Source organism: Burkholderia sp. Bp9140 (genome assembly GCF_003853425.1).
Taxonomy (GTDB): Bacteria; Pseudomonadota; Gammaproteobacteria; order Burkholderiales; family Burkholderiaceae; genus Burkholderia.
Genome location: NZ_QTPQ01000011.1, coordinates 19,549 through 45,218, shown reverse-complemented (window position 1 = coordinate 45,218; position 25,670 = coordinate 19,549). Strand labels below are relative to the sequence as shown.

General features: G+C 68.3%; 23 protein-coding genes. 8 read left to right on the top strand and 15 right to left on the bottom strand.

The genetic code is table 11. The features are described 5' to 3' along the window. Nucleotides 1-128: 128 nt before the first annotated feature. Complete coding sequence (locus DIE21_RS11500; RefSeq protein WP_124497814.1) at nucleotides 129-887, bottom strand: SDR family oxidoreductase; 759 nt, start codon at nucleotides 885-887, stop codon at nucleotides 129-131. Nucleotides 888-1,003: 116 nt separating this feature from the next. Beyond that, nucleotides 1,004-1,948 carry a LysR family transcriptional regulator gene (locus tag DIE21_RS11495; RefSeq protein ID WP_124497813.1) on the bottom strand — a complete coding sequence of 315 codons (945 nt, stop codon included), beginning with the start codon at nucleotides 1,946-1,948 and terminating at the stop codon, nucleotides 1,004-1,006. A gap of 173 nt (nucleotides 1,949-2,121) precedes the next feature. On the opposite strand from DIE21_RS11495, the gene DIE21_RS11490 reads away from it, so the two are divergent. Continuing rightward, nucleotides 2,122-3,336, top strand: coding sequence for an NAD(P)/FAD-dependent oxidoreductase (locus DIE21_RS11490; protein WP_124497812.1), 1,215 nt, complete (start codon nucleotides 2,122-2,124; stop codon nucleotides 3,334-3,336). Between the two features lie 113 nt (nucleotides 3,337-3,449). Here the strand turns inward: DIE21_RS11490 and DIE21_RS11485 are convergent, their stop codons facing one another. Both DIE21_RS11485 and DIE21_RS11480 read right to left on the bottom strand, forming a co-directional pair. Then, nucleotides 3,450-4,850 (bottom strand): LLM class flavin-dependent oxidoreductase, encoded by a 1,401-nt coding sequence (locus tag DIE21_RS11485; protein WP_124497811.1) that lies wholly within the window; start codon nucleotides 4,848-4,850, stop codon nucleotides 3,450-3,452. Beyond that, nucleotides 4,847-6,112, bottom strand: a complete 1,266-nt coding sequence (locus DIE21_RS11480) for an acyl-CoA dehydrogenase family protein (RefSeq protein ID WP_124497810.1) — start codon at nucleotides 6,110-6,112, stop codon at nucleotides 4,847-4,849. Before DIE21_RS11480 ends, DIE21_RS11485 begins: the two co-directional genes overlap by 4 nt. Before the next feature lie 294 nt (nucleotides 6,113-6,406). On the opposite strand from DIE21_RS11480, the gene DIE21_RS11475 reads away from it, so the two are divergent. Continuing rightward, on the top strand, nucleotides 6,407-7,645 hold the full coding sequence (locus tag DIE21_RS11475) for an SfnB family sulfur acquisition oxidoreductase (RefSeq protein WP_124497809.1): 1,239 nt from the start codon (nucleotides 6,407-6,409) through the stop codon (nucleotides 7,643-7,645). Between the two features lie 103 nt (nucleotides 7,646-7,748). On the opposite strand, the gene DIE21_RS11470 is transcribed toward DIE21_RS11475, so the two are convergent. Next, entirely contained in the window at nucleotides 7,749-8,684 is a 936-nt protein-coding gene (locus tag DIE21_RS11470; protein ID WP_124497808.1) for an esterase family protein, read from the bottom strand. Nucleotides 8,685-8,745: 61 nt separating this feature from the next. Next, entirely contained in the window at nucleotides 8,746-9,849 is a 1,104-nt protein-coding gene (locus DIE21_RS11465) for an OpgC domain-containing protein (protein ID WP_124497807.1), read from the bottom strand. Between the two features lie 379 nt (nucleotides 9,850-10,228). On the opposite strand from DIE21_RS11465, the gene DIE21_RS11455 reads away from it, so the two are divergent. Further along, nucleotides 10,229-11,383 (top strand): porin, encoded by a 1,155-nt coding sequence (locus tag DIE21_RS11455; protein ID WP_124497806.1) that lies wholly within the window; start codon nucleotides 10,229-10,231, stop codon nucleotides 11,381-11,383. 47 nt (nucleotides 11,384-11,430) lie between these two features. On the opposite strand, the gene DIE21_RS11450 is transcribed toward DIE21_RS11455, so the two are convergent. Then, on the bottom strand, nucleotides 11,431-12,342 hold the full coding sequence (locus DIE21_RS11450; RefSeq protein ID WP_124497805.1) for a LysR family transcriptional regulator: 912 nt from the start codon (nucleotides 12,340-12,342) through the stop codon (nucleotides 11,431-11,433). Between the two features lie 144 nt (nucleotides 12,343-12,486). Here DIE21_RS11450 and DIE21_RS11445 point away from each other — a divergent pair, with 144 nt between their 5' ends. Together DIE21_RS11445 and DIE21_RS11440 are read left to right on the top strand one after the other, a co-directional pair. Further along, nucleotides 12,487-13,503, top strand: a complete 1,017-nt coding sequence (locus DIE21_RS11445) for an aldo/keto reductase (RefSeq protein ID WP_124497804.1) — start codon at nucleotides 12,487-12,489, stop codon at nucleotides 13,501-13,503. Between the two features lie 142 nt (nucleotides 13,504-13,645). Continuing rightward, complete coding sequence (locus DIE21_RS11440; RefSeq protein WP_124497803.1) at nucleotides 13,646-14,395, top strand: sulfite exporter TauE/SafE family protein; 750 nt, start codon at nucleotides 13,646-13,648, stop codon at nucleotides 14,393-14,395. Nucleotides 14,396-14,407: 12 nt separating this feature from the next. On the opposite strand, the gene DIE21_RS11435 is transcribed toward DIE21_RS11440, so the two are convergent. Together DIE21_RS11435 and DIE21_RS11430 are read right to left on the bottom strand one after the other, a co-directional pair. Then, nucleotides 14,408-14,794, bottom strand: a complete 387-nt coding sequence (locus DIE21_RS11435) for an ester cyclase (RefSeq protein ID WP_124497802.1) — start codon at nucleotides 14,792-14,794, stop codon at nucleotides 14,408-14,410. A 52-nt stretch (nucleotides 14,795-14,846) separates the two neighbouring features. Further along, on the bottom strand, nucleotides 14,847-15,740 hold the full coding sequence (locus tag DIE21_RS11430) for a LysR substrate-binding domain-containing protein (protein ID WP_124497801.1): 894 nt from the start codon (nucleotides 15,738-15,740) through the stop codon (nucleotides 14,847-14,849). 535 nt (nucleotides 15,741-16,275) lie between these two features. Between DIE21_RS11430 and DIE21_RS11425 the strand changes: the two genes are divergently transcribed. From DIE21_RS11425 to DIE21_RS11415, 3 genes are all read left to right on the top strand, one after another. Continuing rightward, nucleotides 16,276-17,115 (top strand): peptidoglycan DD-metalloendopeptidase family protein, encoded by an 840-nt coding sequence (locus tag DIE21_RS11425; protein WP_124497800.1) that lies wholly within the window; start codon nucleotides 16,276-16,278, stop codon nucleotides 17,113-17,115. Nucleotides 17,116-17,323: 208 nt separating this feature from the next. Further along, nucleotides 17,324-18,223: a class A beta-lactamase gene (gene bla / locus DIE21_RS11420; protein WP_124497799.1), complete on the top strand. Its 900-nt coding sequence runs from the start codon at nucleotides 17,324-17,326 to the stop codon at nucleotides 18,221-18,223. Nucleotides 18,224-18,356: 133 nt separating this feature from the next. After that, complete coding sequence (locus DIE21_RS11415) at nucleotides 18,357-19,229, top strand: LysR substrate-binding domain-containing protein (RefSeq protein WP_124497914.1); 873 nt, start codon at nucleotides 18,357-18,359, stop codon at nucleotides 19,227-19,229. A gap of 25 nt (nucleotides 19,230-19,254) precedes the next feature. Here DIE21_RS11415 and DIE21_RS11410 read toward each other — a convergent pair whose 3' ends face one another. The 6 genes from DIE21_RS11410 to DIE21_RS11385 all read right to left on the bottom strand — a co-directional run bounded on the left by DIE21_RS11410 (nucleotide 19,255) and on the right by DIE21_RS11385 (nucleotide 25,600). Further along, nucleotides 19,255-19,590, bottom strand: coding sequence for a type 1 fimbrial protein (locus DIE21_RS11410; RefSeq protein WP_124497798.1), 336 nt, complete (start codon nucleotides 19,588-19,590; stop codon nucleotides 19,255-19,257). A 375-nt stretch (nucleotides 19,591-19,965) separates the two neighbouring features. Further along, nucleotides 19,966-20,220 (bottom strand): GlsB/YeaQ/YmgE family stress response membrane protein, encoded by a 255-nt coding sequence (locus DIE21_RS11405; protein WP_124497797.1) that lies wholly within the window; start codon nucleotides 20,218-20,220, stop codon nucleotides 19,966-19,968. A gap of 159 nt (nucleotides 20,221-20,379) precedes the next feature. Continuing rightward, nucleotides 20,380-21,324 carry a fimbrial protein gene (locus tag DIE21_RS11400; protein WP_260432426.1) on the bottom strand — a complete coding sequence of 315 codons (945 nt, stop codon included), beginning with the start codon at nucleotides 21,322-21,324 and terminating at the stop codon, nucleotides 20,380-20,382. 63 nt (nucleotides 21,325-21,387) lie between these two features. After that, nucleotides 21,388-23,985, bottom strand: coding sequence for a fimbria/pilus outer membrane usher protein (locus DIE21_RS11395; RefSeq protein ID WP_124497795.1), 2,598 nt, complete (start codon nucleotides 23,983-23,985; stop codon nucleotides 21,388-21,390). Nucleotides 23,986-24,195: 210 nt separating this feature from the next. Next, nucleotides 24,196-24,936, bottom strand: coding sequence for a molecular chaperone (locus DIE21_RS11390; protein WP_124497794.1), 741 nt, complete (start codon nucleotides 24,934-24,936; stop codon nucleotides 24,196-24,198). 112 nt (nucleotides 24,937-25,048) lie between these two features. After that, entirely contained in the window at nucleotides 25,049-25,600 is a 552-nt protein-coding gene (locus DIE21_RS11385; protein WP_124497793.1) for a fimbrial protein, read from the bottom strand. Between the last annotated feature and the right edge of the window lie 70 nt (nucleotides 25,601-25,670).

Sequence of the window (25,670 nt, the reverse complement as noted above, 5' to 3'; positions counted from 1 at the left end):
TGGAAAGTTGCGCGTCGCAAGTCATATTAGTTGCGACTCGCAACTTGTCAAGGACGATTTCGTCGGCGTGCCGGGCCGCGTGACCGATATCGCCGGCCCGCGCGCTGCAAAAGGCGCGGCGACTCGACCTATCCGCGCCCCACGAACGGCATCGTGGTCGCCATGATCGTCATGTTCAGGATGTTGGTATCCAGCGGAAGATTCGCCATCTGAACGACGGCGTTCGCGACATGCGCGACGTCCATCCGCGCTTCGGGCGCCGTGCGTCCGTCGGCTTGCAGAACGCCTTCCGTCATCCGGTCGGTGAGCGACGTCGCCGCGTTGCCGATGTCGATCTGGCTGCACGCGATGTTGTACGCACGGCCGTCGAGCGCGAGCGACTTGGTGATGCCGGCCACCGCATGCTTGGTGGCCGTGTATGCGATCGTGTTCGGGCGCGGCGTATGGGCGGAGATCGAGCCGTTGTTGATGATCCGGCCGCCCTGCGGCGTTTGCGCTTTCATCAGGCGCCACGCTGCCCGCGCGCACAGAAAGACGCCCGTCAGGTTCGTCGCGACGACGTCGTTCCACACGTCGAACGCGTATTCGTCGAGCGGAACCGCCGGCGCATTGCGGCCGGCGTTGTTGAAGAGGACGTCCAGCCGGCCAAACTGCCGCGCGATCCGCGCGAACGCGTGTTCGACCGAGGCTTCGTCGGCGACGTCGGCCGGAAACGCGTGTGCGTCGCCGTGGGCGGCGACGATCGCGTCTTTCGTTTCACGCAGCGATGCTTCCTTGCGTCCGATCAGCGCGACGGCAAATCCGGCGTTCGCGAGTGCGATGGCCGCGGCACGACCGATGCCGGAGCCGGCGCCCGTCACGGCGGCGACTTTCTTCGAGGCAGACATGGCTTGATTCCCTGCGGGTTGGGGTGAGGAAAGCGGCGGCGGGGGCGCGAGATCGTCGCCGAGCGCCGGTTGACGCGACATCGTAACGCGCGCCACGGGCTTCGCGGCGCGCGCCGCTATTTCCTGCGCGCAGGCGCGGCCTTCCGTCCACGTGTCCCGGCTTCCGCGAACAGGTTGACCACGACCTCCCGCAGCCACCGGTTGCCTTCGTCCTGGTTCACGCGCGCATGCCACAGCATGTGAATCGGCGCGCCCGGCAGGGTGACCGGCAACGCCCGCCAGCCCAGCGCAAACGGTGCGGCGAGCTGAAGCGCGAGGTGTTCCGGCACGGTCGCGATCAGGTCGGTGCGCTGCAGGATATAGCCGACGCTCATGAAATGCGGCACCGTCAGCCGCACGCGGCGCTTCACGCGGCGCCGCTTCAGCCATTCGTCCACCTGACCGTGACCGGTGCCGGCCGACACCACGACCAGATGCTCGGCGTCCCGCCACGCGTCGATCGTCAGCGGCGCGTCTTCGAGCGGATGGCCGCGCCGGAACAGGCACACGTACCGCTGATCGAACAGCCGGCGCTGATAGAACCCGCCCTGCAGTTGCGGCAGCAGCCCGATCGCGAGATCGACGCGGCCGTCGGCCATCTCGTCGCCGAGGTTGACGCTCGTGTTGCGCACGGTGTTGAGCGCGATGCCCGGCGCCGCGCGCGAAAGATGTTCGAGCAACGCGGGCAGGAACACGACTTCGCCGATGTCGGTCATCCCGATCGTCATCGTGCGCGACGCGCGCAGCGGATCGAAACCGGTCTCGGGATTGAGCGCGGCATGCAGCGTCGACAGCGCCTGCGCAACCGGTTCGGCCAGGCGCAACGCGAACGGCGTCGGGACCACGCCGCCCGGCCCGCGCACGAACAGCGGATCGCCGAGCCGGCGGCGCAGCTTCGCGAGCGCGTTGCTGACGCCCGGCTGGCTCATGTTCATCTGCCCGGCGACGGTCGACACGCGCCGCTCCTGCATCAGCCGCTGGAACAGCAACAGCAGGTTGAGGTCGATTTCGCTCAGTTCCATGGTTCGGTGATCATTCCGTTCAGTGATGAAGCAGATTCCCTCCATTTTATTGTGGGATGAGGGTGCGCTGCTGACAATACCGGTACGGCGCCTGCCTTCGGCGGGCGCGCCGGGCAGGCCACGCGCGCCGCGGCCTCGACCACTCACTATCTGAATATCGGAGCACGTTCATCATGCAGACGAATCTGAGGATCGCGATCGTCGGTGCCGGCATCGGCGGCCTGACGCTGGCGCTCGCATTGCGCGAGCAGGGCATCGACGCGCAACTGTACGAGCAGACCGACGTGCTGCGCGAGGTGGGGGCGGCCGTCGCGCTGTCGGCCAACGCGACGCGCTTCTACGAACGGATGGGATTACGTCCGGCTTTCGACGCGGTGTGCGCGGAGATTCCGGGTCTCGTCTATCGCGACGGGCGCAGCGGCGCGGTGATCGGCCATCATCGCGGCGAGCCCGATTATCGCCGGCAGTTCGGCGGCTCGTACTGGGGCGTGCATCGCGCGGACCTGCAGGCGATCCTGTCGAAGGCGGTCGGTGCCGGGCAGATTCATCTCGGCCACCGGTTGGTCGATCTCGCGCAGCATCCGGATCGCGTCACGCTGACCTTCGAGAACGGCGAGCGCGTCGACGCCGATCTCGTGATCGGCGCGGACGGCGCGCGTTCGATCACGCGGCGCTGGATGCTCGGCTACGACGACGTGCTGTATTCGGGGTGCTCGGGCTTTCGCGGCGTGGTGCCGGCCGAACGGACGGACCTGCTGCCCGATCCCGAGACCATTCAGTTCTGGGTCGGCCCGCACGGCCATCTGCTGCACTATCCGATCGGCGACAACGGCGACCAGAACTTCCTGCTGGTCGAGCGCCATCCGTCGCCCTGGCCGTCGCGCGACTGGGTCATGCCGGCTGAAGAAGGCGAGCAGTTGCGACTGTTCAAGAACTGGCATCCGGCGGTGGTGCAGATGATCACGGCGGTGCCGATCAGCCAGCGCTGGGGGCTGTTCCACCGGCCGCCGCTCGGCCGCTGGAGCCGCGGGCGCGTGACGCTGATCGGCGACGCCGCGCACGCGCTGGTGCCGCATCACGGGCAGGGCGCGAATCAGTCGATCGAGGATGCGATGGTGCTGGCCGCGCAACTGGCGAAGGCCGGGCCCGGCAACTGGCGCGAAGCGCAGGAGGCGTACGAGCGGCTGCGGCGCGGCCGCACGCGCAAGGTGCAGTACGCGTCGATCTCCGCGGCCGACGTGCTGCATTTGCCCGACGGGCCGGCTGCGCAGGCGCGCGATGCGCGGCTCCGCGAGCGCGACAGCGTGCTGCATCACCTGGACTGGATTCACGATTTCGATGCGCTTGCCGACGAGCCGAACGAGCGGCAGGGCGGGACGTGGCTTTGAGCGGCAAGATGCAGTGCGATCAGCGGTAGCGTGCCGGGCAACCGGTGCGGCAGTCGCGCGGCGGTTCGTCGGGAATGCCGGCCGTCCCCCGCGCGGGCCAGCCGGGATGGCCATCACGCGTAGTCGGCGACCTGTTCCGTAGTGCGCTTGACCTGCTCGATGTCGCGGAACCGTGCGGCCGGATGCGCGTCCGGCAGCCGTGCCGAGCCGCCGAACAGCTTCTCGCGCAGCGCGCCGGGCGCATATCCGGTCGGATAGACGCCGCGCCGCTGCAACTCCGGCACGAGGTAGCGCACGATGTCCTCGAAGGTTTCGTGTGCAACGGCATACGCGAGGTTGAAGCCGTCGACATCGGTCGCGGCGACCCATTCCTGCAGGATGTCCGCGACGGTCTGCGCCGAGCCGACGAACACGGGCCCCATCCCGCCGATGCCGCCCCAGGCAGCCAGTTCCTCGATCGTCCACGCGGTATCGCCGCCGGCCAGATGCTCGACGGCCGACACGATCGCATTCGTCTCGACGCGCCTGACGGGATCGGTCGGCGCGTACTGGCCGAAATCGATGCCGGTCCAGCCGGACATGAACACCAGCGAGCCGTCATACGATACGTAGCGGCGGTATTCGTCGAACTTCGCCTGCGCCTTCTCGTCGGTCTCGTCGACGATCACCGTGACGAGGTTGTAGATCAGCACGTCGTGCGGATCGCGGCCGGCGGCCGCCGCCTGCGTGCGCACGTCGGCGACATAGCGTGCGAGCTGCGGGCGGGTCGGCGCGGCGACGAACACGCATTCGGCGTGCTGCGCGGCGAACGCCTTGCCGGGGCCGGACGCGCCGGCCTGGAACAGCACCGGCGTGCGCTGCGGCGACGGCTCGCACAGGTGATAGCCGGGCACGTCGAAGAAGCGCCCCTTGTGGCCGATCTCGTGCACCTTCTCCGGATGCGTGAACACGCGGCCGTCGCGATCGCGCACGACCGCGCCATCTTCCCAGCTGCCCTCGAACAGCTTGTACAGCACCTCGACGTATTCGGCCGCGACCGCGTAGCGGTCGTCGTGCGTGCGCAGCCCGTTGTCGCCGACATTCTTCGCGCCGCTTTCCAGGTACGACGTGACGATGTTCCACGCGAGCCGGCCTTTCGTGTGATGGTCGGCGGTCGACAGCCGGCGCGCGAACGTGTACGGATGCTCGAACGTCGTCGACGCGGTGATGCCGATGCCGAGATGCTCGGTCGCCATCGCGATCGGCGCGGCGAGCTGCAGCGGATCGTTGACGGGGATCTGCGCGGCCTGGTGCAGCGCGTGGTAGTTGCTGCCCTGGTAGACGTCGTAATAGCCGATCACGTCCGCGATGAAGATCGCGTCGAAGATCCCGCGTTCGAGCACGCGCGCGAGATCGGTCCAGTAGTCGAGATCCTTGTATTGCCACGAACGGTCGCGCGGATGCGCCCACAGGCCGGGCGACTGATGGCCGACGCAGTTCATCTCGAACGCGTTGAAGCGGATGGTCTTGCTCATCGTGCGGCTCCCGTTGCCGTGCCGGCGTCAGCACTTGCACCGTTGCCGACGCGCCAGACGAACGGCGGCGTGCGACCGTTGATGACCCAGTCGCCGACGATCCGCGCCTTGTAGACGAGCGGATTGTGCGACGACACCGTGCGCGCGTTGCGCCAGTGACGGTCGAGCGCCGTCGTGCTGCGCGTCGCGGACGCGCCGAGCGCGTCGAACAGGCGCGTGGCCGCGCGCAGCACGAGTTCCGACACGACGAGCTGGCTCTGCGCGGATTCGATTTCGGCCGCGACGTTCGCGGCATGTTCGGCTTCGTCGTCGCCGCCGAAGCGCGCGACGTATGCATGCTGCAGCGGCTGCGCGGCACGCAGCGCGAGCGCATCCGCGGCATAGGCCCACGATGCGATTTCGCCGATCACCTGCTGGAGTTGCGCATCGTCGCCGGCGCGCGCCGCGTTGCCGTGGCTGTACACGCGCGTGCGGTTGCGCACGAGCTCGCCGGCGTCGCGCACGATCGCATGGCCGATGCCGGCCAGCGTGGCGACGTGGAACAGCTGGTAGAACGCGGTCTGGTATTTGAAGCGGCGCGCGAAGTCGATCACGTTGCCGGCGTCGACCGCCGCATTCTCGAAGCGCGTGGTGCCGCTGCCGGTCGTTCTCTGGCCGAAGCCGTCCCAGTCGTCTTCGAGTATCACGCCGGGCTGCGCGGTGGCGATCGCGACGATCACGTCGCTGCCGTCCTGTTCGCGCTGCGCGAATACGTCGATCCAGTCCGCGAACAGGCTGCCCGTGCTGTAGAACTTCCGGCCGTTCAGCACGAGCTGGCCGTTCCGTTCCGCTACCCTGGTAATCGTCTGGCCGAGCGGGACGTCGCCGGCTTCCGACCATGCATTGCCGACGAGCTGGCCGCTCGCGAAGCGGTCGAACCACGTCGTGCGCTGCGGCCCGGCAGGTACGTTCAGCCAGTCTTCGACGAACGCGAAATGGCCGCGCAGCGCCTGCGGCAGATTGGAATCGGCGTCGGCAAGCTCGGTCAGCAGCCGGAACAGCTGCGGCAGCGATGCGCCGGCGCCGCCGTCGCGCACCGGCAGCCGTACCGCGCCGAACCCGGCGGCTTTCAGCCAGCCGATCGCTTCGTGCGGCAGTTCGCGGCGGCGTTCGCGCTCGGCGGTGCCGGCCGCGATCCGGTCGAAGAGGGGGCGAAACCGGCTGGCGAGCGCGTCGTAGTCGGTGCCGGTGGAAAGATCGGTATCTGCGTGCGACGAAGTCATGCGGTGTTCCTCGAAAGGCGGGGCCGTTTGCACCGGGAGGCCAGTATAGGAAGCGCGGCGCGCGCGTTCCAATAACGGATTCGCAGATCGTTATCGTCGCTGCGCATTACGCGGATCAACGACGGGCGGCTTCGACGCCCGGGCATCGATTGCGACGCCGAAGCGCGGAATCGAGCGCCGGGCGATGCCATGTCGTTTGTTGTCCGAAGGAATATCGTTACGAGAATCGCTCGGTTGGCCGGCCTGCGGCGCGCTGCTAGATTGAATGCTTTCGTCAATCGACAGGAGAGCCCGATGTCAGATACGCGCGCGACGATTCAGGAGCGACCGGCCGACGCGAAACCGCAGGTGGCCCGCGTGATCGCCGACGACGCGCAGGCGATCGCGGTTGCGCATGCGCTCGCGCAGCGGCTCGCGCAAGGGGCGGCCGAGCGCGATCGCGAGCGCCGGCTGCCGCGCGACGAGATCGAATGGTTCTCGCAGTCGGGGCTGTGGGCGATCACGGTGCCGAAGGCCTACGGCGGCGCGGGCGTATCGCACGTGACGCTCACCGAGGTGATCAAGATCGTCGCGGCGGCCGATGGGTCGCTCGGGCAGTTGCCGCAGAACCATTTCGGGCTGGTCGACGTGATCGCACTGATCGGCACCGACGCGCAGAAGCGCCATTTCTTCGCGGAAATCCTGAGTGGCAAGCGCTTCGGCAACGGCTTCTCGGAGAAGGGCACGAAGCACGTGCTCGACCTGAAGACGCGCGTGTGGCGGGACGGCAACGACTATGTCGTCGACGGCACCAAGTTCTATTCGACCGGTGCGCTGTTCGCGCATTACGTGCCGGTGCTCGGCCTCGACGATGCACGGCAGGCGTGGCTCGCCTACATTCCGCAGCCGACGCCGGGGCTGACCGTGATCGACGACTGGTCGGGCTTCGGGCAGCGCACGACCGCGAGCGGCACGGTGGTGCTCGACGGCGTGCGCGTGCCGGCTTCACATGTGCTGCCCGCGCAACGCGTGTCGGACGAGCCGACGCTCAACGGCCCGCTGTCGCAGATCATCCAGGCGGCGATCGATGCCGGCATCGCGAAGGCCGCGATCGCCGATACGGAGGCGTTCGTGCGCACCCGCACGCGGCCGTGGGTCGACAGCGGCGTCGAGCGGGCGGCCGACGATCCGTTGATCGTCCGCGAGATCGGCCGTCTGCATATCCAGCTGCATGCGGCCGAGGCGCTGCTCGAACGCGCGGCGCGCACGCTCGACGAGATCGGCGCGCGCGGCACGGTGACCGACGACGATGTCGCCCGCGCGTCGGTCGCGGTCGGCGAGGCGAAGGTGCTGACGACGGAGATCGCGCTGCTCGCGGGCGAGAAGCTGTTCGAGCTGGCCGGCACGCAGTCGACACTCGCCGAGCACAATCTCGACCGGCACTGGCGCAATGCGCGCACGCATACGCTGCACGATCCGGTGCGGTGGAAGTATCACCTCGTCGGCAACTACTACCTGAACGGGGTGTGGCCGGCGCGCCATGCGTGGAACTGAGGCGCGGGCGCCGATGCGCGCAGTGTGCCGGAGTCCGCGGCGCAGCGGGGAATGAAGCGTCAGGCAGCCGGTGAGCGGTTGCCTGACGCGTAATGCGGCCTCGTTACTTCACGCATTCCAGCGCATACTTCAACCCCTGCCCGAGCAGCCCGCGCCACACTTCCCACGTATGCCCGCCGTCGACGATGCGCAGCTCGGCCGGGTTCTGCGCGCGGCGCAGGTGCGTATACAGCACGCTCGACTCGGCCTGGATCGTCAGGTCGTCGTCGCCGGTCGCGATGAACATCGGCACGCGCCAGTTGCGCGCGAAATAGCCGCGCATCAGTGCCGGGTAGTTGAACTCGTGCCACACGCGCGGATCGAACTGCCGGTCGCCGAACACGCCGACATAGCGCGCGGCCGAATTGAGCGGCGGCTCGTTCGCGTAGATCGCGGGGCTCAGCAGCATCGCGCCGCAGAACAGGCCCGGCTCGAGCAGCGAGAAACGCAGCGCGCCGAAGCCGCCCATCGATACGCCGCCGATCGCGCGGCCCGCGCGCTGGTTCGACACCGCGAAGTGCGCCTCGACTTCCGGCAGCAGGTCGTTCAGGAACGCGCTCTGCATCTTCTCCTTGCGGTCGACGTACCAGTCGGTGCCGCCTTGCGGCATCACGATCACGACGGGCGGGATCTCGTGGCGCTCGATCAGCGTGTCGGTCGTGGCCTGCAGCCGGCCCTGCGTGATCCAGTCGTTCGCGTTGCCGGCATTGCCGTGCAGCAGGTACAGCACCGGATAGCGCGCGCCTTCCGGGTTGTAGCCGGGCGGCAGGTAGACCGTGTATGACCAGTCGCGCTTCAGCGACGCCGACCGGAACGCGCGCAGCACGACGCTGCTGCCCGGATTGACCGGCGGCTCCTGGGCGGCCGGCGCGGCCGTTGCGGGCGGGACGGTCGCGGCCGCGGGCGCCGGCGAAGCCGCGGGCCCGCCCGGCGTGGCGTGGGCGGTGGCCAGGGAGCCGGCGAGCAGGGCGACGGCGAACGGAAGGGCGAGTCGGCGCATGGCGAATCGTTTCAGGAAAGGCGCCCGCTATCGTAGCAGCGGCGCATGACGGCGCGGCACGTCATCGCCGCGCACGGAACGGGAACGGCAGCCGCGACATCAGCGGCGCGTGGAGCTTCGCGACGAGATACAGCAGCGCCATCGCGACGACGTCGGCGGTCAGGCCGAGCGGCACGTTCAGATAGCCTTCGGTCGCCTGGTAGAGCAGCGAGTCGACCGCGAGCGAGATGCCGGTGCCGGCGACGAAGCACAGCAGCCCCTGGCGGCCGATCGTGCCGATCCATGGCATCGCGTGCGCGACCTTCTTCATCCACCCGAGGTGCACGAGCTTGGCCGCGAGCCACGCGATCGCGAGGAAGTTCGCAAGCCGCAGCGCGCCGAGGTTCTGCTTGATCGACGGATCCGTCGGGAACGGCTCGATACGCAGCCGGTAGTACGCGCCGGCTGCGACGATCGCGAGCGACACGGCCGTCAGCAGCCAGCCCTGCGGCTTCGGCGCGAGCGTCTGGTAGACCGGCTGGCAGCGTGCGATCACGCCGAGCACGAACAGGAGCTGCCACGCGAACGGGTTGAAATCCCACGGCGCGCCTTCGACGGTCGGCAGGAAGCGCGCGACGTGCGGCGCCGCGTACCAGAGCGAGCCGCTGAACGCGAGCATCAGCCACGGCTGCGTGCGCGCGAGCGGCAGCGCGAGCGGGACGAGCAGCGCGAAGAACGCATACATCGGCAGCACCGACGCGAGATACGGCTGGCGCCGGAACAACAGGATGTCGCGCAGCGCGGCGAGCGGCCGGTGAAGCAGGCCGTCGAGATCGTTGGTCGGCATGTTCGGGCCGTCGATCGAGAATGCGTTCAGCGCGGCGGTGATCAACAGCATCAGGCCGGCCGTCACGAGGAAGGCCCGGTAGATCTCGAAGGCGCGGCGGATGAAACGCTGGCGCGCGGCGGCCTCGTCGTGGCGCTCGGCGAGCGAGTTGTATGCGATCGCGGTCGCGAAGCCGCCGAGGAACACGAACACCTCGGCCGCGTCGCACAGCGCGTACGCATGCAGCGTCACGCGCGACAGGATGCTGCCGCCGATGTGGTCGATGACGATCACGAGCAGCACGAGGCCGCGGAAGAAGTCGAGCTCGGCGTAGCGGCCGGCCCGGGCTGCGGCGGTCATCGGGCCGCCTCCCGGCGCGCGCCGCGTGCGCGGCCGGCACCTGCCGCGCATGAATCGGGGTGAAGCATGACTTCGTGAAGAAATGACGAACGGATGCGCATTGTGCCACCGATGCGACGCCGCCCGGGTTTACGCGGATGGCGGGCCCGTCAGCCGTTGCCGGCAAGCCTGCTCACGCAGTCGGCCGCCCGGGCAGTTGGACGAGCGCAACGCTTTGTGCGCCGCGCCCACGCCCCGATGGACGGGCGGTTTGCGACGTGACACCATTTTGTCCTCGCGGCCGCACACCGCGCAGTCCGCCCTGCGGGCCACCCTATAAAACAGACCAAACGATCGCCGGGCGCAAGGCCTGCCCGGCACCCGGCTCCGGAGATCCGTCATGAGGAAGCATGTCATTTTTGCCGCCGCGCTGGCTGCCTTCGCCGCGCCGGCCTTCGCGCAGGACAGCGTGACGCTGTACGGCCTGATCGACGAGGGTTTCAACTACACGAACAACGTGAACGTGAATGGGGTCGGAAAAGCGAATTACCAGCTCGCGAGCGGCTATGCACAGGGCAGCCGCTGGGGCCTGAAGGGCAGTGAGGACCTGGGCGGCGGGCTGAAGGCGATCTTCACGCTGGAAAGCGGCTTCGACGTGAACAACGGCCGGCTCAACCAGGGCGGCCGGATGTTCGGCCGCCAGGCGTTCGTCGGGCTGAGCGCGTCGCGATTCGGCACGCTGACCTTCGGCCGCCAGTACGATTCCGTCGTCGACTATCTCGCGCCGCTGACCGCGAACGGCAACTGGGGCGGCACGCTGTTCTCGCATCCGTTCGACAACGACAACACGGACAACTCGTTCCGCGTCAACAACACGGTCAAGTACGCGAGCCCCGACTGGAACGGGCTGTCGTTCGGCGGCACTTACAGCTTCAGCAACAGCACGGGCTTCTCGACCAACCGCCAGTACAGCATCGGTGCGCAGTATTCGCTCGCCGGGCTGCAGGTCGCGGCGGCCTATCTGCAGGCGAACAGCCCGGGCGTCGGCAGCGCGGGCGCGATCGCGGCCGACGACGCGAATTTCGTCGCCGATCGCCTGCGCATCTTCGGCGGCGGCGTCAACTATACGTTCGGCCCGGCGACGGTCGGCTTCGTGTATACGAAGACGGACGTGAAGAACCCGGTGTCGACCGTCTACCTGCCGGCGTCGACGTTCTCGGGCCTCGGGCTGACCGCGACCAAGTTCCAGAACTTCGAGATCAACGGCAAGTACCAGCTCACGCCCGATTTCTATCTCGGCGCGCAGTACGTGTACACCGACGGCAAGTTCGACGCCGCGGCCGGTTCGTTCAAGCCGAAATATCACACCGTCGGGCTGATGGCCGACTACAGCCTGTCCAAGCGCACCGACGTCTACCTGCAGGGCGCATGGCAGAAGGCCGCCGGCGACAAGACCGGCACCGCGGCCGACGGCGGCTACGTGGTCGGGACGGACGGCCCGTCGTCGTCGTCGAACCAGTTCGCGGTGCGCGCCGCGATCCGGCACAAGTTCTGAGTGCGCGATACCGGGCCGGGGCCTGATCGCCCCGGTGCCGGTTGCCGTCATTCCGCCCGGTGTGTGTCGCCGAGCGTTGCCGCGAGCCAGTCGACGAAGATCCGCACGCGCGGCGCCAGATGCCGGCTGTTCGGAAACACGACCGACACCGGCAGCGGCGCGGCATGCCATTCGGGCAGCACCTGGACCAGCGAGCCGTCCTCGAGCAGCGGCTCGAGTCCTTCGCGCGGCGCCTGGATCAACCCGAGGCCCGCGAGACAGCACGCGAGATACGCCTGCGAGCTGTTCACCGCGACGATGCTGCGCATCTTCACGGTCTGCAGCGCGCCCGAATCCATGTCCGCATATTCCCAGTCCAGTTCACGGCCCGTGCGGCTCGAGAAATAGCCGACCGCGACGTGGTCGGGCAGGTCGTCCGGCGAGCGCGGCGTGCCGTGCCGAGCGAGATACGCGGGCGACGCGCAGTTGATTTGCGCCAGCTCGCCGACGCGGCGCGCGACCAGCGACGTGTCGGACAGCACGCCGACCCGCACCGCGCAGTCGATGCCGTCGGCGACGAGATCCACGAAGCGGTCGGTCGTGCTGAGCACGACGCGCAGGTCGGGATAGCGCGCATGGAAATCCGGCAGCGCCGGAATCACGTGGTTCAGCGCGAAGCGCTCCGGCAGATCGACGCGGATCAGGCCGCGCGGCGACGCACCGGTGTCGTCGAACAGCGTCTCGGCGTCGTCCAGATCGGCCAGCAGCCGCGTGCAGCGCTCGTAGTAGGTCGAACCTTCGGCGGTCAGGGCGACGCGCCGCGTGGTCCGCTGCAACAGGCGGACCTTGAGGTGCTTCTCCAGATACTGGACGGCATTGCTGACGGTCGGGCGCGGCAATTGCAATTGCTCGGCCGCTTTCGTGAAGCTGCCGAGATGGGCGACGCGCGCAAAGATGCGCATTGCATGCAGGTGGTCCATGCGGGGCGGTGGCGGGGGCGGATGGGAACAGGCTCCATTGTTAATCAGCGTCGAATGATTTGGTTGGGCGTTTCGCGTTTATCGCGCGGCGCAATGCGCCCAGAATCCGGTTCATTCACTCACCACCACCGCAAGGAAACGGACATGGACAAGCGTCAACTGGGCCGCACGGGCCCGCGGGTTTCGGCGATCGCACTCGGCTGCATGGGGATGTCGGATTTCTACGGGCCGGCCGATCGCGACGAAAGCATCGCGACGCTGCACGCGGCGCTCGACAACGGCATCACGCTGCTCGACACCGGTGACTTCTACGGGATGGGCGACAACGAGATGCTGATCCGCGACGCGCTGCGCGGCCGTACGCGCGACCAGGTGCTGATCAGCGTGAAGTTCGGCGCGCTGCGCGACCCGGCCGGCGCGTTCGCCGGCTACGACGCGCGGCCGGAGGCGATCCGCAATTTCGTCGCGTACTCGCTGAAGCGGCTCGGCACCGACCATATCGACATCTACCGGCCGGCGCGCGTCGATCCGGCGGTGCCGATCGAGGAGACGGTCGGCGCGATCGCCGATCTCGTGAAGGCCGGCCACGTGCGCCATATCGGGCTGTCGGAGCTCGGCGCCGACACGATCCGCCGCGCGGCGGCCGTCGCGCCGATCGCCGACCTGCAGATCGAATACTCGCTGCTGTCGCGCGGGATCGAGACGGACATCCTGCCCGTGTGCCGCGAACTCGGGATCGGCGTCACGGCGTACGGCGTGCTGTCGCGCGGCCTGCTCGGCGGCGGCTGGAGCGCGGCGCGGCAGGGCGAGCGCGATTTCCGCGCGGCCAGCCCGCGTTTCCAGGGCGAGAACCTCGCGCACAACCTCGCGCTGGTCGATGCGCTGCGCGCGATCGCGGACGAGAAGGGCGGCAACCCGGCGCAGATCGCGATCGCATGGGCGCTGTCGCGCGGCGACGACATCGTGCCGCTGATCGGCGCGCGCAAGCGTACGCAACTCCAGGACGCGCTCCAGGCGTCTAAATTGCAACTAACGGTCAATGATCTCGCGCGCATCGAAGCGGCGGTTCCCGCCGGGGCGGCGGCCGGCACACGCTATCCGGCCGCCCAGATGGCGCACCTCGACAGCGAGCAGGGCCGGGGGGCGGGTCACGGCGGCTGAGCGTCCGTGCGGCGAGCATGGCGAGGTCACGAGGTGGCGGGGCAGCCGGACGGGCATGAGCCAGCCTCAGGCAAAACCAGATGGCGGGCGGCGTGACGGGGGTTCACCATCGGCGCCGGATTCAACCGACGGAACGCCCTCCATGCAAACGCATACGCCGACGATCATCGTGCTGGTCTTCCTGCTGGCCGGCGCGGTCAAGGGCATGATCGGCCTCGGGCTGCCGACGATCGCGATGGGGCTGCTGACGCTCGCGATGCCGCCGTCGGCCGCCGCGAGCCTGCTGCTCGTGCCGTCATTCATCACCAATGTGTGGCAGTTGTGGCTCGGCCCGTCGTTCGGGCCGCTGTTGCGGCGTCTGTGGCCGCTGCTCGCCGGGTTGACGATCGGCACGCTGACGGGCGGGCTGCCCGCGCTCGCGGCCGGCAGCGCGTGGACCCACGCGGCGCTCGGCATCGTGCTGGTCGCATACGGCTGCTGGGGGCTCGCGGCCGCGCGGCTGCCCGCGCCCAGGCGCCACGAGAAGTGGCTGTCGGCCGCGGTGGGTTACCTGACCGGCGTCGTGACGGCCGCGACCGGCGTGTTCGTCGTGCCGGCGGTGCCGTACCTGCAGGCGCTGCGCCTGGCGAAGGACGACCTGATCCAGGCGCTCGGGCTGTCGTTTACCGCGTCGACGATCGCGCTCGGCCTGCAGTTGCGCGTGACGGGCGCGCTGCAGACGGTCGATCTCGGCGTATCGGCGCTGGCGCTCGTGCCGGCGCTCGCCGGGATGATCGGCGGGCAATACGCGCGGCGCGTGATGAGCGAGAAGGCGTTCAGGCGCTGCTTCTTCGTCGGGATGACCGCGCTCGGCGCCTACATGGCCGTGACGGGGTGGCGGCCCGCGCCGTGACGGCCCGCGGCGTCACAGCTGCGCTTCGATCGCGGCCTTGTCGATCGCCGACCAGACCTGCCGGATCCTGCCGCCGTGAAATTCGTAGAACACGTTTTCGGCGAACGTGACGCGCGCGCCGTCCACGGCGAGCCCCATGAACCTCCCTTTTGGCGCACAGGCGAAGCGAAGCCGGCATGCAACGCGCGGCGGTTCGCACACGAGCAGCCGGATCTCGAAACGGAGATCCGGAATGTCGCGGAAATCCTGCTCCAGCATCGCGCGGTAACCGGCCAGGCCGAGCGGCCGGTCGTTGTGGATCACGTTGCCGGCGACGTACTGGCCGAGCGCCAGCCAGTCCTGCCGGTTCAGGCAGTCGATGTACGCGCGGTAGCGCGTGGCGAGGTCGGGTTCGGTCATGGCTGCGGTGCCTCCTCGTGTATCGCCTGGTCGTTCCGGATGACGCGGACGTTCAGCGCGGCGTTTCGCCCGACAGGTACGACACGAACGCCTGCGTGTATTTCGGCAGCGCATCGAACGATCGCGCGCAGAGCGTCAGCTTGCGGTGGCTCCATGCGTCGGACAACTCGACGAGCCGCACGTCCATCGTCTGCATCGCGCGCTCGCCCGCATGGCGCGACACGATGCCGATCCCCACGCCGCTTTCGATCACGCGGCAGATCGCATCGAAACTCTTCAGTTGCACACGGTAGCGAATCCGTTTGCCGAGCGCACGCGCCTGGTCCGCGAGATGGACCTGCAGCGCGCTGCCGTCGGTCAGCCCGATGAAATCGGCGTCGGCGATCTCGTCGAACGCGACCCTGTCGCGCGCGGCGAGCGGATGCCCGGCCGGCACGACCGCGATCAGCCAGTCCTCGCGGAACGGCTTCTGTTCGAGCCCGCCGAGCCCGACCGAATCGGCGACGATGCCGACCTCGGCCGTCTTGTTGCGGATCGCATGCACGATCTCCTGGCTCGAGCGCTCCTCGACGCTGATCGACAGTTTCGGATGATGCGGCAGATACGCGGCGAGCGCGTCGGGCAGGTATTCGCTCAGCGACGCCGTGTTGCACAGCAGCCGGATATGCCCGCGCAGCCCCTGGCCGTATTGCTGCAGTTCGCCGCGCATGTGGTCGATCTGCTGCAGCACCGTGCGCGCGTGGTGTTCGAGTGCGCGGCCGGCGTCGGTCACCTGCGTGCCCGACCGGGTCCGGTGCAGCAGCGGCACGCCGAGCTCGTCCTCCATCCCGCGGATGCGCTCGCTGGCCGCCTGCAGCGTGATGTGGGTCCGCTCGGCGCCGCTCGTGATCGTGCCGGCTTCGCAGATGTTCAGGAAGAGCCGCAGGTCGGTCAGGTCGAAGCGCATGGTCGGTCGGGGCGCGTAAGGATGGGTATGGCCGATAAGTTAGCAGGAACCGACGCGCCGGTCTCAGGCCGGGCTTGAGGCCCCGTTCGCCGGTTCCGCATTTTCGGGGCGGGATCGATGCCGGATCATGACCGCATATCAACCGGGGGAGACTGTCATGCGGGTCGATTCGTCATGGGGCGTGTCGTTCAAGATTGCGTTGCACCTGCTGTTCCTGTGCATCGGCGTCGCGTGGGCCTGCGCGGAGCTGGTCGACTGGCTGCGTTGAGCGGGCGGCCGGCGCAGGCCGGTTCGGCGGTTCGGCGCGACCGTCTGCGCATCGAAAGCCATTCGAAATAAAGGCGCGATGCGAAATTTCTTCCGCCTCGTGCGCAAAAAACCGTCAAGTTTTTCCGAGTTCGACCGTATTACCGGTAACAAGCGTCTGCCCGCGTCCGGTTCGTGATCGTTTGTCATCATTGTTTGCATCCGGTTACACGTCAGCCGTTACATTTTTGAGATGCTTGAAAGATTGTCAAACCGGAGTCGATCGTCCATGAAACAGCGCGAGATTTGCCGCAAGTCGGCTTGGCTGTCTGGCCTGGCCGCCGTGCTCGTCATGGCCGGTTGTGCCAGCACGCAGTCCGTCCCGCCGAGCGACACGCTGGCGGGGTCGCCGTCGGGCCAGCCCGCCGCCGCGGCAGCGTCCATGCCCGCGCCGCCGCCGCCGGCGCCCATTCTTGTCGCGCAGAAGTACGTGGTGAAGCGCGGCGATACGCTGACGGGCATCGCTTCCGCGAACGACTGCAGCGTCGCCGACCTGCGGACCTGGAACAAGCTCGACACGCGCGGCAAGCTGCGCATGGGGCAGGTGCTGCGCATCGTCCGGCAGCAGCCGTTGCAGGCGCGGACTGCGAACGTCGGCACGCAGGTCGCCGCGAATAATTCGGCGGGTGCCGCGCAGGCGAGCGCGTCGACGGCGAGCGACCGGCAGGTCGTGAAGGAAACCAAGCGGCATGCGGGCGCGGTATCGCTCACGTGGCCCGCGCAGGGCAAGATCGTCGATGCGTTCCGGCCGGGGCAGAACCGCGGCATCCAGATCGCCGGCCGGTCGGGCGACCCGGTCCGCGCGGCGGCCGACGGCCGCGTGATGTATGCGGGCACGGGCCTGAACGATTACGGCAGCCTGATCATCGTCCAGCACAACGCGGATTTCCTGACCGCGTATGCGCACAACCGCAAGCTGCTCGTGAAGACCGGCGACATCGTGCGCCAGGGCGACGAGATCGCCGAGATGGGCGACCTCGACAACTCGCGGGTCGCGCTGCTGTTCGAGGTGCGGCGCGACGGCAAGCCCGTCAATCCGATGCCGTACCTGCCTTCGTCGCAAGGCTGAGGCGGGCCGCGCCGCTGGAATGCGGCAGCGGTCGCTGCTACGCTAGGGTCTGTTCATGCGAGTCCTGCCGCGTGCGGGGCCGACGGACGTCTTCGGGGATGCGCGGCGCATGCCGTCGCGAGCCGGCCGTCGGCGTGAACGCGCGCGCATCGCCGATGCGCGCGTGCGTTGCTCCGTGCCACCGTTTCCGACAGGCCACCACAGATCCATGGAACACTCTCCGACACGCCGCTCGCTGCTGCTTGCCGCCGTCGCCGCGCCGTTCGTCGCCGCGTGCTCGTCGGCGCCCGTCGCCGACCAGGGGCGCGCCCGTGCCGCGCAGGCCGAACTCGCCGCGCTCGAAACAGCATCGGACGGCCGGCTCGGCGTCGCCGCACTCGATACGTCGAACGGCACGCGCATCGCGCATCACGCGCGCGAACGCTTCCCGCTGTGCGGCACCTATGCGGTCGCCGCCGCCGCCGCGATACTCGCGCGCGGTTCGCTCGACGCCTCGCTGCTGCCGCGCCGCATCCTGTATCGCCGCTATGACGTCGTGGCCGGCTCGCCGGTGACGGAAAGCCATGTCGACACGGGGATGACGATCGCGCAGCTGTGCGCGGCGATGCTGCAGGCAGGCGACAAGGGCGCGGGGAACCTGGTGATGGGCGTGCTCGGCGGCCCGCAGGCCGTCACGTCGTTCGCGCACGAAAGCGGCGACTCCGCGTTCCGGCTCGACCGCTGGGAACCCGAGCTGAACCAGGTCGCGCCCGGCGACGTGCGCGATACGTCGACGCCGGTCGCGATGGTCGACCTGCTGCAGCGGCTGCTGCTCGGCGACACGCTGCGCGAGCCGCAGCGTGCGCAGCTCACCGAATGGATGACCGGCGGCGCGCGCGGCGCGGCCGGGATCGCGGCGGGCGTGCCGCCCGGCTGGCGCATCGCCGACAAAACCGGCACCGGCGGCTACGGCACGACGACCGACGTCGCGGTGCTGTGGCCGCCGTCGCGTGCGCCGATCGTGCTGGCCGTGTCGTTTACGCAGCCGCGAGCCGACGCCGCGGTACGCGCGGACGTCGTCGCATCGGCGGCGCGCATCGCGACGGGCGCGTTCACCGCGGCGGCCTGAGCGCCCGGCGCATCTCGCGTAAAGCCCGCGTTTGGCTTATCGTGTCGGTCAGCGCGCGCCGGTGCCGGCGCGCGGTCTTGCCGCGCCGTTCTTCGGCGCGGTCGATCCGTTTACCCGGTTTACCCGCTTCGTCATGCGCCGACTTCTGCCCCTGCACGCGCTGCAGATCTTTTCGACGGTGGCCCGCCACCGCAGCTTCACGCGTGCGGCCGAGCAGCTGTGCCTCACGCAGGGCGCGGTGAGCCGGCAGATCCAGACGCTCGAGGCGCACTACGGTTTTCCATTGTTCAAGCGGCACGCAAAGGGCCTCACGCTGACGGCGGAGGGCGAGCAATTGCTGCCGGTGGTCAACGAGAGCTTCGCGCGGATCGAGGATATCTCGATGAAGCTCACGCGGCAGCGCACCGACCTCGCGCTGAAGGTGCCGACCTGCGTGATGCGCTGGATGCTGCCGCGCATCATGCGCTTCCAGGGCGAGCATCCCGATCTCCATGTGCAGATCACGACCGCGTGGCAGCACGTCGTCGATTTCTCGACCGAGCCGTTCGATGCGGCGGTCGTCTACGGCACGTCACCGGGCGCGGGTGTGTTCGCGCTGCCGCTGTTCGACGAGCGGTTGACGCCGGTATGCGCACCCGAGCTGCGGCAGGCCGCGCCGCTCGATGCGGTCGGCGATCTCGCGCGCCATACGCTGCTGCATCCGACGCGCGACCATCGCGACTGGCGCGCGTGGCTCGATCATGCGGGCGAGCGCACCGTCGACGCGGAGCGCGGGCCGACCTTCGACACGCTCGATCTCGCGACGAACGCGGCGATGCAGGGTTTCGGCGTCGCGATCGGCGACGTGACGCTCGTCGACGACGACGTCAGCGCGCGCCGGCTCGAACGGCCGTTCGACATCGTGCTCGAGACGGGCGCCCGTTATTTCTTCGTCTATCCCGAGAACATCGGCAGCCAGCAGAAGATCCGCGCGTTCAGCGACTGGATCGCCAGCCATCGCGACTGACGCGCGACAGCGCCGGCAACACGTCTTACTGGTAGGTCACGACAGCGATCATCGGTGCACGCGCGTTGCCCGGACGGTCAGGTAAAACGATTGCGCGCGAGGCCTGCGTAAAGCGGGCGGTCTTGATCGTGCGCAGGCTGGCCGCGTCGACGAACGCGACTTGCCCGCTCGCCGGGCGCGGGCAGTCGGGGCGCACGTGCGCATGCACGGTGTCGGCCGTATCGAGCGCGAACGAGCACGGCGGCTCGACGATCATGCCGGTGAAGTGGATGATGCCGGACGTGCCGGCGGCAAATGACGAGGACGAGGCCAGAAGCGAGGCAGCCAGGGCAAACGAGGCGGCAAACAGGCGATGCTTCATGACAGGCTCCAGAGAGGACGCGCGTCGCAGCGGGGCCGCTTGAATGGCAGTCCGTCAACGCTGCGATGCTGTATGCGTAAACGGCAGATCCGTCGAGTCCCTTGAATCGAAAATCATAAATATGGGATATAAGAAAATAACGCGGCTTTTCCAGAATCAATGTATGCCGTATTTTCGAGATAGCAAGTCAGGGTAATGCCGGTGTGGTACGTGCAACGGGCGGGCGGTCGTCCGGCGCCAGTCGTTCCCGAGGTCGTTGTGAGGTCAACGAATTGACGCGCCGCTGAGGCGGTGCGCGGGCGAAGGGCGGTGCGCCAAAGAAAACGGCCGCTCAGTGACGAGCGGCCGTTTGGCGTGGAGCGGTGTGGCGGCGGATCAGCCCGCGCGCTTGCGCACCGCGCCGACGATCACGAGCAGCACGATCGCGCCGATGATCGACGCGATCCAGCCCGCGCCCTGGCCGGGCGAGTACCAGCCGGCCGCGCGGCCGACGTAGCCCGCGACCAGCGAGCCGACGACGCCGAGCACGACGGTCATCAGGATGCCCATCTTGTCGTCGCCGGGCTTGAGTGCACGGGCGAGGAGGCCGACGATGAGCCCGACGACCAGGGTTTCGATGAATTGCAGCATGAACGCCTCCCTATTGCTGTTGAGCTGTTGACGAAAGGAAATGGACTCGTGCGGCGCGCCGGGGTTCCCTGCGGCGGCAAACCGGCGCGCGGCGTGCCGAGTATCGCACGCCGCCGCGTCACGTGGCGCAGGTCGCTGCGGGGCGCGCGCCGCCGTCGTTCATTGATAGTCGAGCAGAACCTGCGCCGCGGCATGAACGGAGCCGCCGCCGACTTTCGCGTCCGTTTGCAGGTAGGACGCGCGGAGCCGAATCGAAGGCGATCCGCCGGTGGCCTGGTTGTAGTTCGTCACGGTGTGCGATTTTCGCAGCACCAGCGGCTGGCCCGTCGTGGCATCGGCGATATGGATGCCGACGCCGGTGGCCTTGGCATCCGGGCGCAGTTGCATCCCGCCGGGCGTGCCGGCTACCACGTCGTCCAGCGGCGTCAGTTGATAGCCGATCCGGTTGTAACCGGCCGGACAGTTGTTCAACTGCACCTGAAAATCCGTCGCGCCGGCGGTCGAACCGACGCCGTTGAACTCGCGATGCTGCACGGGCGGCAGCGTGACGGTCTGATCGGGAATCGAGCACGTTCCGTTGATGAAGCTGACCTTGGCGGCCAGGTTGACCGGGTTCGACCCGCCGAGGAGGCCGGACTTGTAGTAGATCGTGTAATAGGCGCTGGCCAAGCCCGAATTGAGCGACCCGTCCTGCGGCGGCCGGCTGTCGCGAAACAGCATGATTTCGAGCGTGTTGCGCAGTGTCGTCTTCGTCGACGCGACGGCGACGTTACCGTCGACGATCATGCGTGTCGACAGGCCGGACACGTTGGTTTCCAGGTCGGGGCCGTCGGACACCCACACGCTTCCTTTGGGATACATCGCGATGCTCGTGATCTCGCAGGTGCTCTTGCCGCAAACGTCCTGCGGTGTGAAGTAATGACGCGCGACGACGGTGCCGGGCGTGGCGTTCCCGGGGCTGGCAACGGTTGCCTGTCCGAACGCATAGAGTGCGGCCGCGTCGGTCGAGAATGCGACGCATGCGAGCAGAAGCGACCAAGGGACCGCAATCTGGCGAAACGGGTGGCGAGCAACGCAGCCACGTGCGTCGCGCGTGCGCGCCATGACTGCCGGGATCGTGAGTCGGGTCAATACGGACGATTGGCGAAAGTGGGACATAGGGATTCCTTACTGAATGTCGGCGGTCGTCGAATCGGGCCGGCAAATGCTCTGCACGGTCTGAATGCCCGGCGCTTGCCGGCGGTGTTCCGCGACGGGCAGGTCGTACGCGATCCGGCAGATCGAGCCGGAATCGGCGCCCCACCGCACGGTCAGCGAGCCGCTGTCGTTGAGCCCGCGCGTGAAGATCTTGCTCGCCTGGCCGACGACGCCGACTTCCTTGCCGGTCTCGTCGTGCACGGCGGCGCCGAATGGCAGCGGCGTGCCGTCGGCCTGGCGCGCCTGAACGAGCGCCGCGCGGCCGGTGGCGGTCGCAAAGCGGATCAGCGGCACCGCGCCGGCGCGCGGTGCGATCTGCCGGCTGGTTTCCTTCAGATCGACATCCATCGAGATGCCCTTCGGATCGAGCGCGACCGTATTGAGGCTGTATGGCGTCAGGTACGGCACGACCGCGTAGCCGCTGCCATCGACCTTGACGCCGGACGCGTTCGTGATGCGCGCGCCGGCCGCGCCCGGCGCCTCGACGATCGCGAACGTCTCGGATACCGGCTGCGAGAACGTGATGCCGCCGCGGTGCGCGACCAGCGCGCCGCGCACGCCGAGCGAGCCTTGCTGGAACTCCGTGCCCGCGCCCGCGCTGGCGCTGACTTCCGCCAGGCGCGTGCGGTACGTGACGTTGGCGCTGCCGTCCGTGGACGAATTCGGTCCGGACGCGTGGTTCGCGCTGACGCTGTACGACAGCGCATGGTCTTCGCCGAGCGATCCGGACAGCGTCGACTGCAAGCGGGTGCGGCCGAGCGTATCGCGCGACACGTTGCCCGAGACGGTCATCGGGCGCTCGCGGCCGAACGGAATCGTGACGCTGGCGTAGTAGAGCGTGCTCATGTCGCCGCCGGCATTGCGCTGCCGCGTGGCCGTCAGGCTGTAGGACACGTTGCGGAACTGGTTCGTATAGCCGACCGAGTAGTTGACGTCCGAGCCGGGGCGGTTCCAGTAGTTGACGGCGGACGCCGTGGCGTTGATGCGCCCGCCGGTCGCGCCGAGGCGCTGCGTCAACGCCAGCGATGCGCGATGGCGCTGACGCCAGAGCGACTGGGTCGAGCGACCGTCGCGCGCGGCATCGCGCGCCTGCATCGCGTCGTCGAGGCCGAAATAGCCGTCCGTCGAATAACGATATGCGGCGAGCGCGATGTCGGTGCCGGTCGTTTCGACCGACTTCGCATAGCTGACGCGCACGCTCGAACCGCTGTAGCGCTTCGCGCCCGGGATTGCGGTCAGCGCATGCGTGACGTCCGCGCCGAACGCGCCGAACGTCGTGTTGAACGCACCGCCCAGCATCGCCGACGCGTAGCCGCCGGCGAGCGTGACGCCGCCATAGGCCGTCAGCAGGTTGGTCAGGCCCCGCTGGTACGTGGCCTGCGTGAACAGCGGCTGGCTCGAGCCGTGAGGATTGCGCAGCGTGCCGGCGACGAAGCTGTAGCGGCCGATGCCTGGCCGCAGCGACATCGGCACGGCGGCGTAGGGCACCGAGAACGAGTGCACGGAGCCGTCGGCTTCGGTAACCGACACCTGCAGGTCGCCGCCGTATCCGGTCGGATACAGGTCGTCGATTTCGAAATTGCCGGGCGCGACCGTCGTCTCGTAGATCGTCACGTCGTTCTGGCGGATCGTCACCTTCGCGTTGCTGTTCGCGATGCCGCGCACCACCGGCGCATAGCCGCGCAGCGAGTCGGGCAGCATCCGGTCGTCGGTCGACAGTCGCACGCCGCGGAATTGCGTCGAGTCGAACAGCTCGCCCGACGTGTAGCTTTCGCCGATGACGAGCTGCGACGACAGCGACGGCAGGTCGCGCTGCAGATAGGTCGCGAGGCCCTGGTACCGGCTCTCGCCGCGCGACGACCATGAATAGGACCCTTCGTGGCGAAAGCGCCAGGTGCCGATGTTCACGCCGCCGTTCAGGCCGAGATAGCCTTGCGTTTGCGCGGTGTGGCCGCTGGCCTTCGACGTGTAGAGGTTGAAGTTGTAGCCGAGCAGGCCGACGGTTTCGCCGGAGGTCCATTGATCGGGGCTCACGTAGCCGCGTGCCTTGCGCGCGAGCGACGCCTGCGGGATCGACAGCCGCAGCGTCTGTCGCGTGAAGTCGAATGCGGCACCGGCGCCCGGCACGACTTCGTCGAGTCGCAGGCAGGCGTCGTCGCCGTCCAGTCGCGCGACGACGTCCGGCGCGAGCTTGCCGAAATCGACGCCGACGCGCTCGAGCAGCGTGCGGTCGAAGCACGGACGCGCGTCGCCCGAATCCGGCGCGGCCACGAAGCGCACGTCGTAGCGGCCGATCCAGTCGGGACCGACATGCACGTCGGCGGTGTACATACCGGGCGCCGTCACGTTGCGCCGGGCGAAGCGCGACACGTCGAAATCCCTGCCCAGGCGGTTCTGCATGAATGCGCCGTCGAACTCGACTTGCGCGAGCGTGCTTTCCGCGGCGGCCGGTGTCGTCGCGCGGCCATCGGCGGACCACGCGGCGACGCAGGCCGCCACCAGCAGATGGATCGGCTTGACGCGTGGCATGTCGGCCGCGCCGCGGCGCGGCAGTCGAGTCGGGATCATGCTCAGTACTCCACAAGGTTTCGGATCGAGCGGGCGCGTTCGACGGGGTGCAGGCGCACGGGCGTGCGCGTTGTGCGGCGCGGCGCTGCGGCGGCGAATGGTCAGTCCGGGATGTCCGTGCCGGTCGTCTGGACGGCCAAACGACGGTGGACGAAAAGAGGTGAAGCGGCCGGCACGCGCCGTTGATGCGCGTTGACGGCCTCGATCGCGTTACGGTGCGACGCTGACCGGACGTTCGATGTCGGTTGCGCGGCCCCAGTCGTTGATACTGCCGAATTCGACCGTCGCGCCCGCGGCAGGCGCGCCGGCGAGATCCTTGATCGGGAACCGCTGCGTGCCGCGCGGCAGCACGTAGCCCATGCCGGCGTCATGCTTGCGCCCGGCCGACTTCAGCAGCACGTTGCCGAAATTGACGACGAACGGCGTCGGATTGCTGGCCTCGAGCGCGTAGCCGCCGTCGACGCGCACCACGCGCCAGTCGAGCTGCATGGGGGCGTCGTCCACGTTGCCGGCCAGCCCGGCGGGGCGATACATGATCTTGATGCGCGAGCGGAACGCCAACTGGATGCGGTTGCGGTCCTCCGTCGCGGACGCCTTCGGCGGCACTTCGAGCACGTTCAACCAGAACAGCGATTCCCGATCGGCAGGAAGCGGTTCGCCGGTATGCACGAGACGCAGCGTCTGGCCGTTGCCGGCTTCCATCCGGAAGATCGACGGTGTCAGCGTGAACGGCACGTCGATGTTCTCGGGCAGCGCGCGGCTGTCGCCGTCGTCGAGCCATGCCTGCACCAGCGCCGGACGCTTGCTGTCGTTCGTGAGCTGGATCGTGACTTCGCGCTCGCTGGACGGGAAGATGACGCGCGTGCCGGCGATCACGACGCTCGCGTCGGCCTGCGACGCGAACGCGGTGACGGCGAGGGTCAGCGTACGGAAGAGCTTCAACAGTTTCATGGGCGTGGAGAGTCGGATCGTTGGGGCAGGGAGCGGGCGGAAGCGGCACTTGCCGCGCCGCACGGCATGACGCGTGGAGATCGCCGGGGCGGCGACCTCCGCGCACGCGTCCTTACTGGTAGATCAGCGAGTACTCGACACGCGATTTGACGTCGCCGGCCTTCACGGCGCCCGCGGCGTAGTACTCGGCGAAGTAGTTCAGCTTTGCCTTGCCGTCGGCATCGATCGTGGCCATCTCGGTGCTCGCGCCGGTTTGCGCGCCAACCGGAATCGGCTTCTGCTGCGAATCCAGCACGTTGATCTGGACGCCTTCGGCGGCCTTGGCGCCCGTGTCGATCGTCAGTCGGCCGCTCGACTGATCGACGTTCGTGCCGTTTTCGAACATGACGCCGACCTTCACCGGGTTGCCATCGCCGACCGCGCAGCCCGTGAGCGCCAGCGAGAGCGCGCTGCGGCCGGCGACGGAGCCGACATCGGCGAGCGCGGTGGTGCTGACCGGCGGCAGCGGGACGGTGAGATCCGATCCGCCGGTGACGCTGCACGTCGACGCGATGACGTTGCCGTAGAAGTTGATGGTGCCGTCCGCCGCGTAGGCCGCGGACGAACCGGCTGCGCTCGCGACGACGAGCAGGAACGGAATTGCGCTGCGCTTGATGATGTGCATATTTAAATCTCCAAATAAACGTCGGTTTTCGAAAGCGCGAATTGGATTTAAATATCCGGGTGGCGCGTTT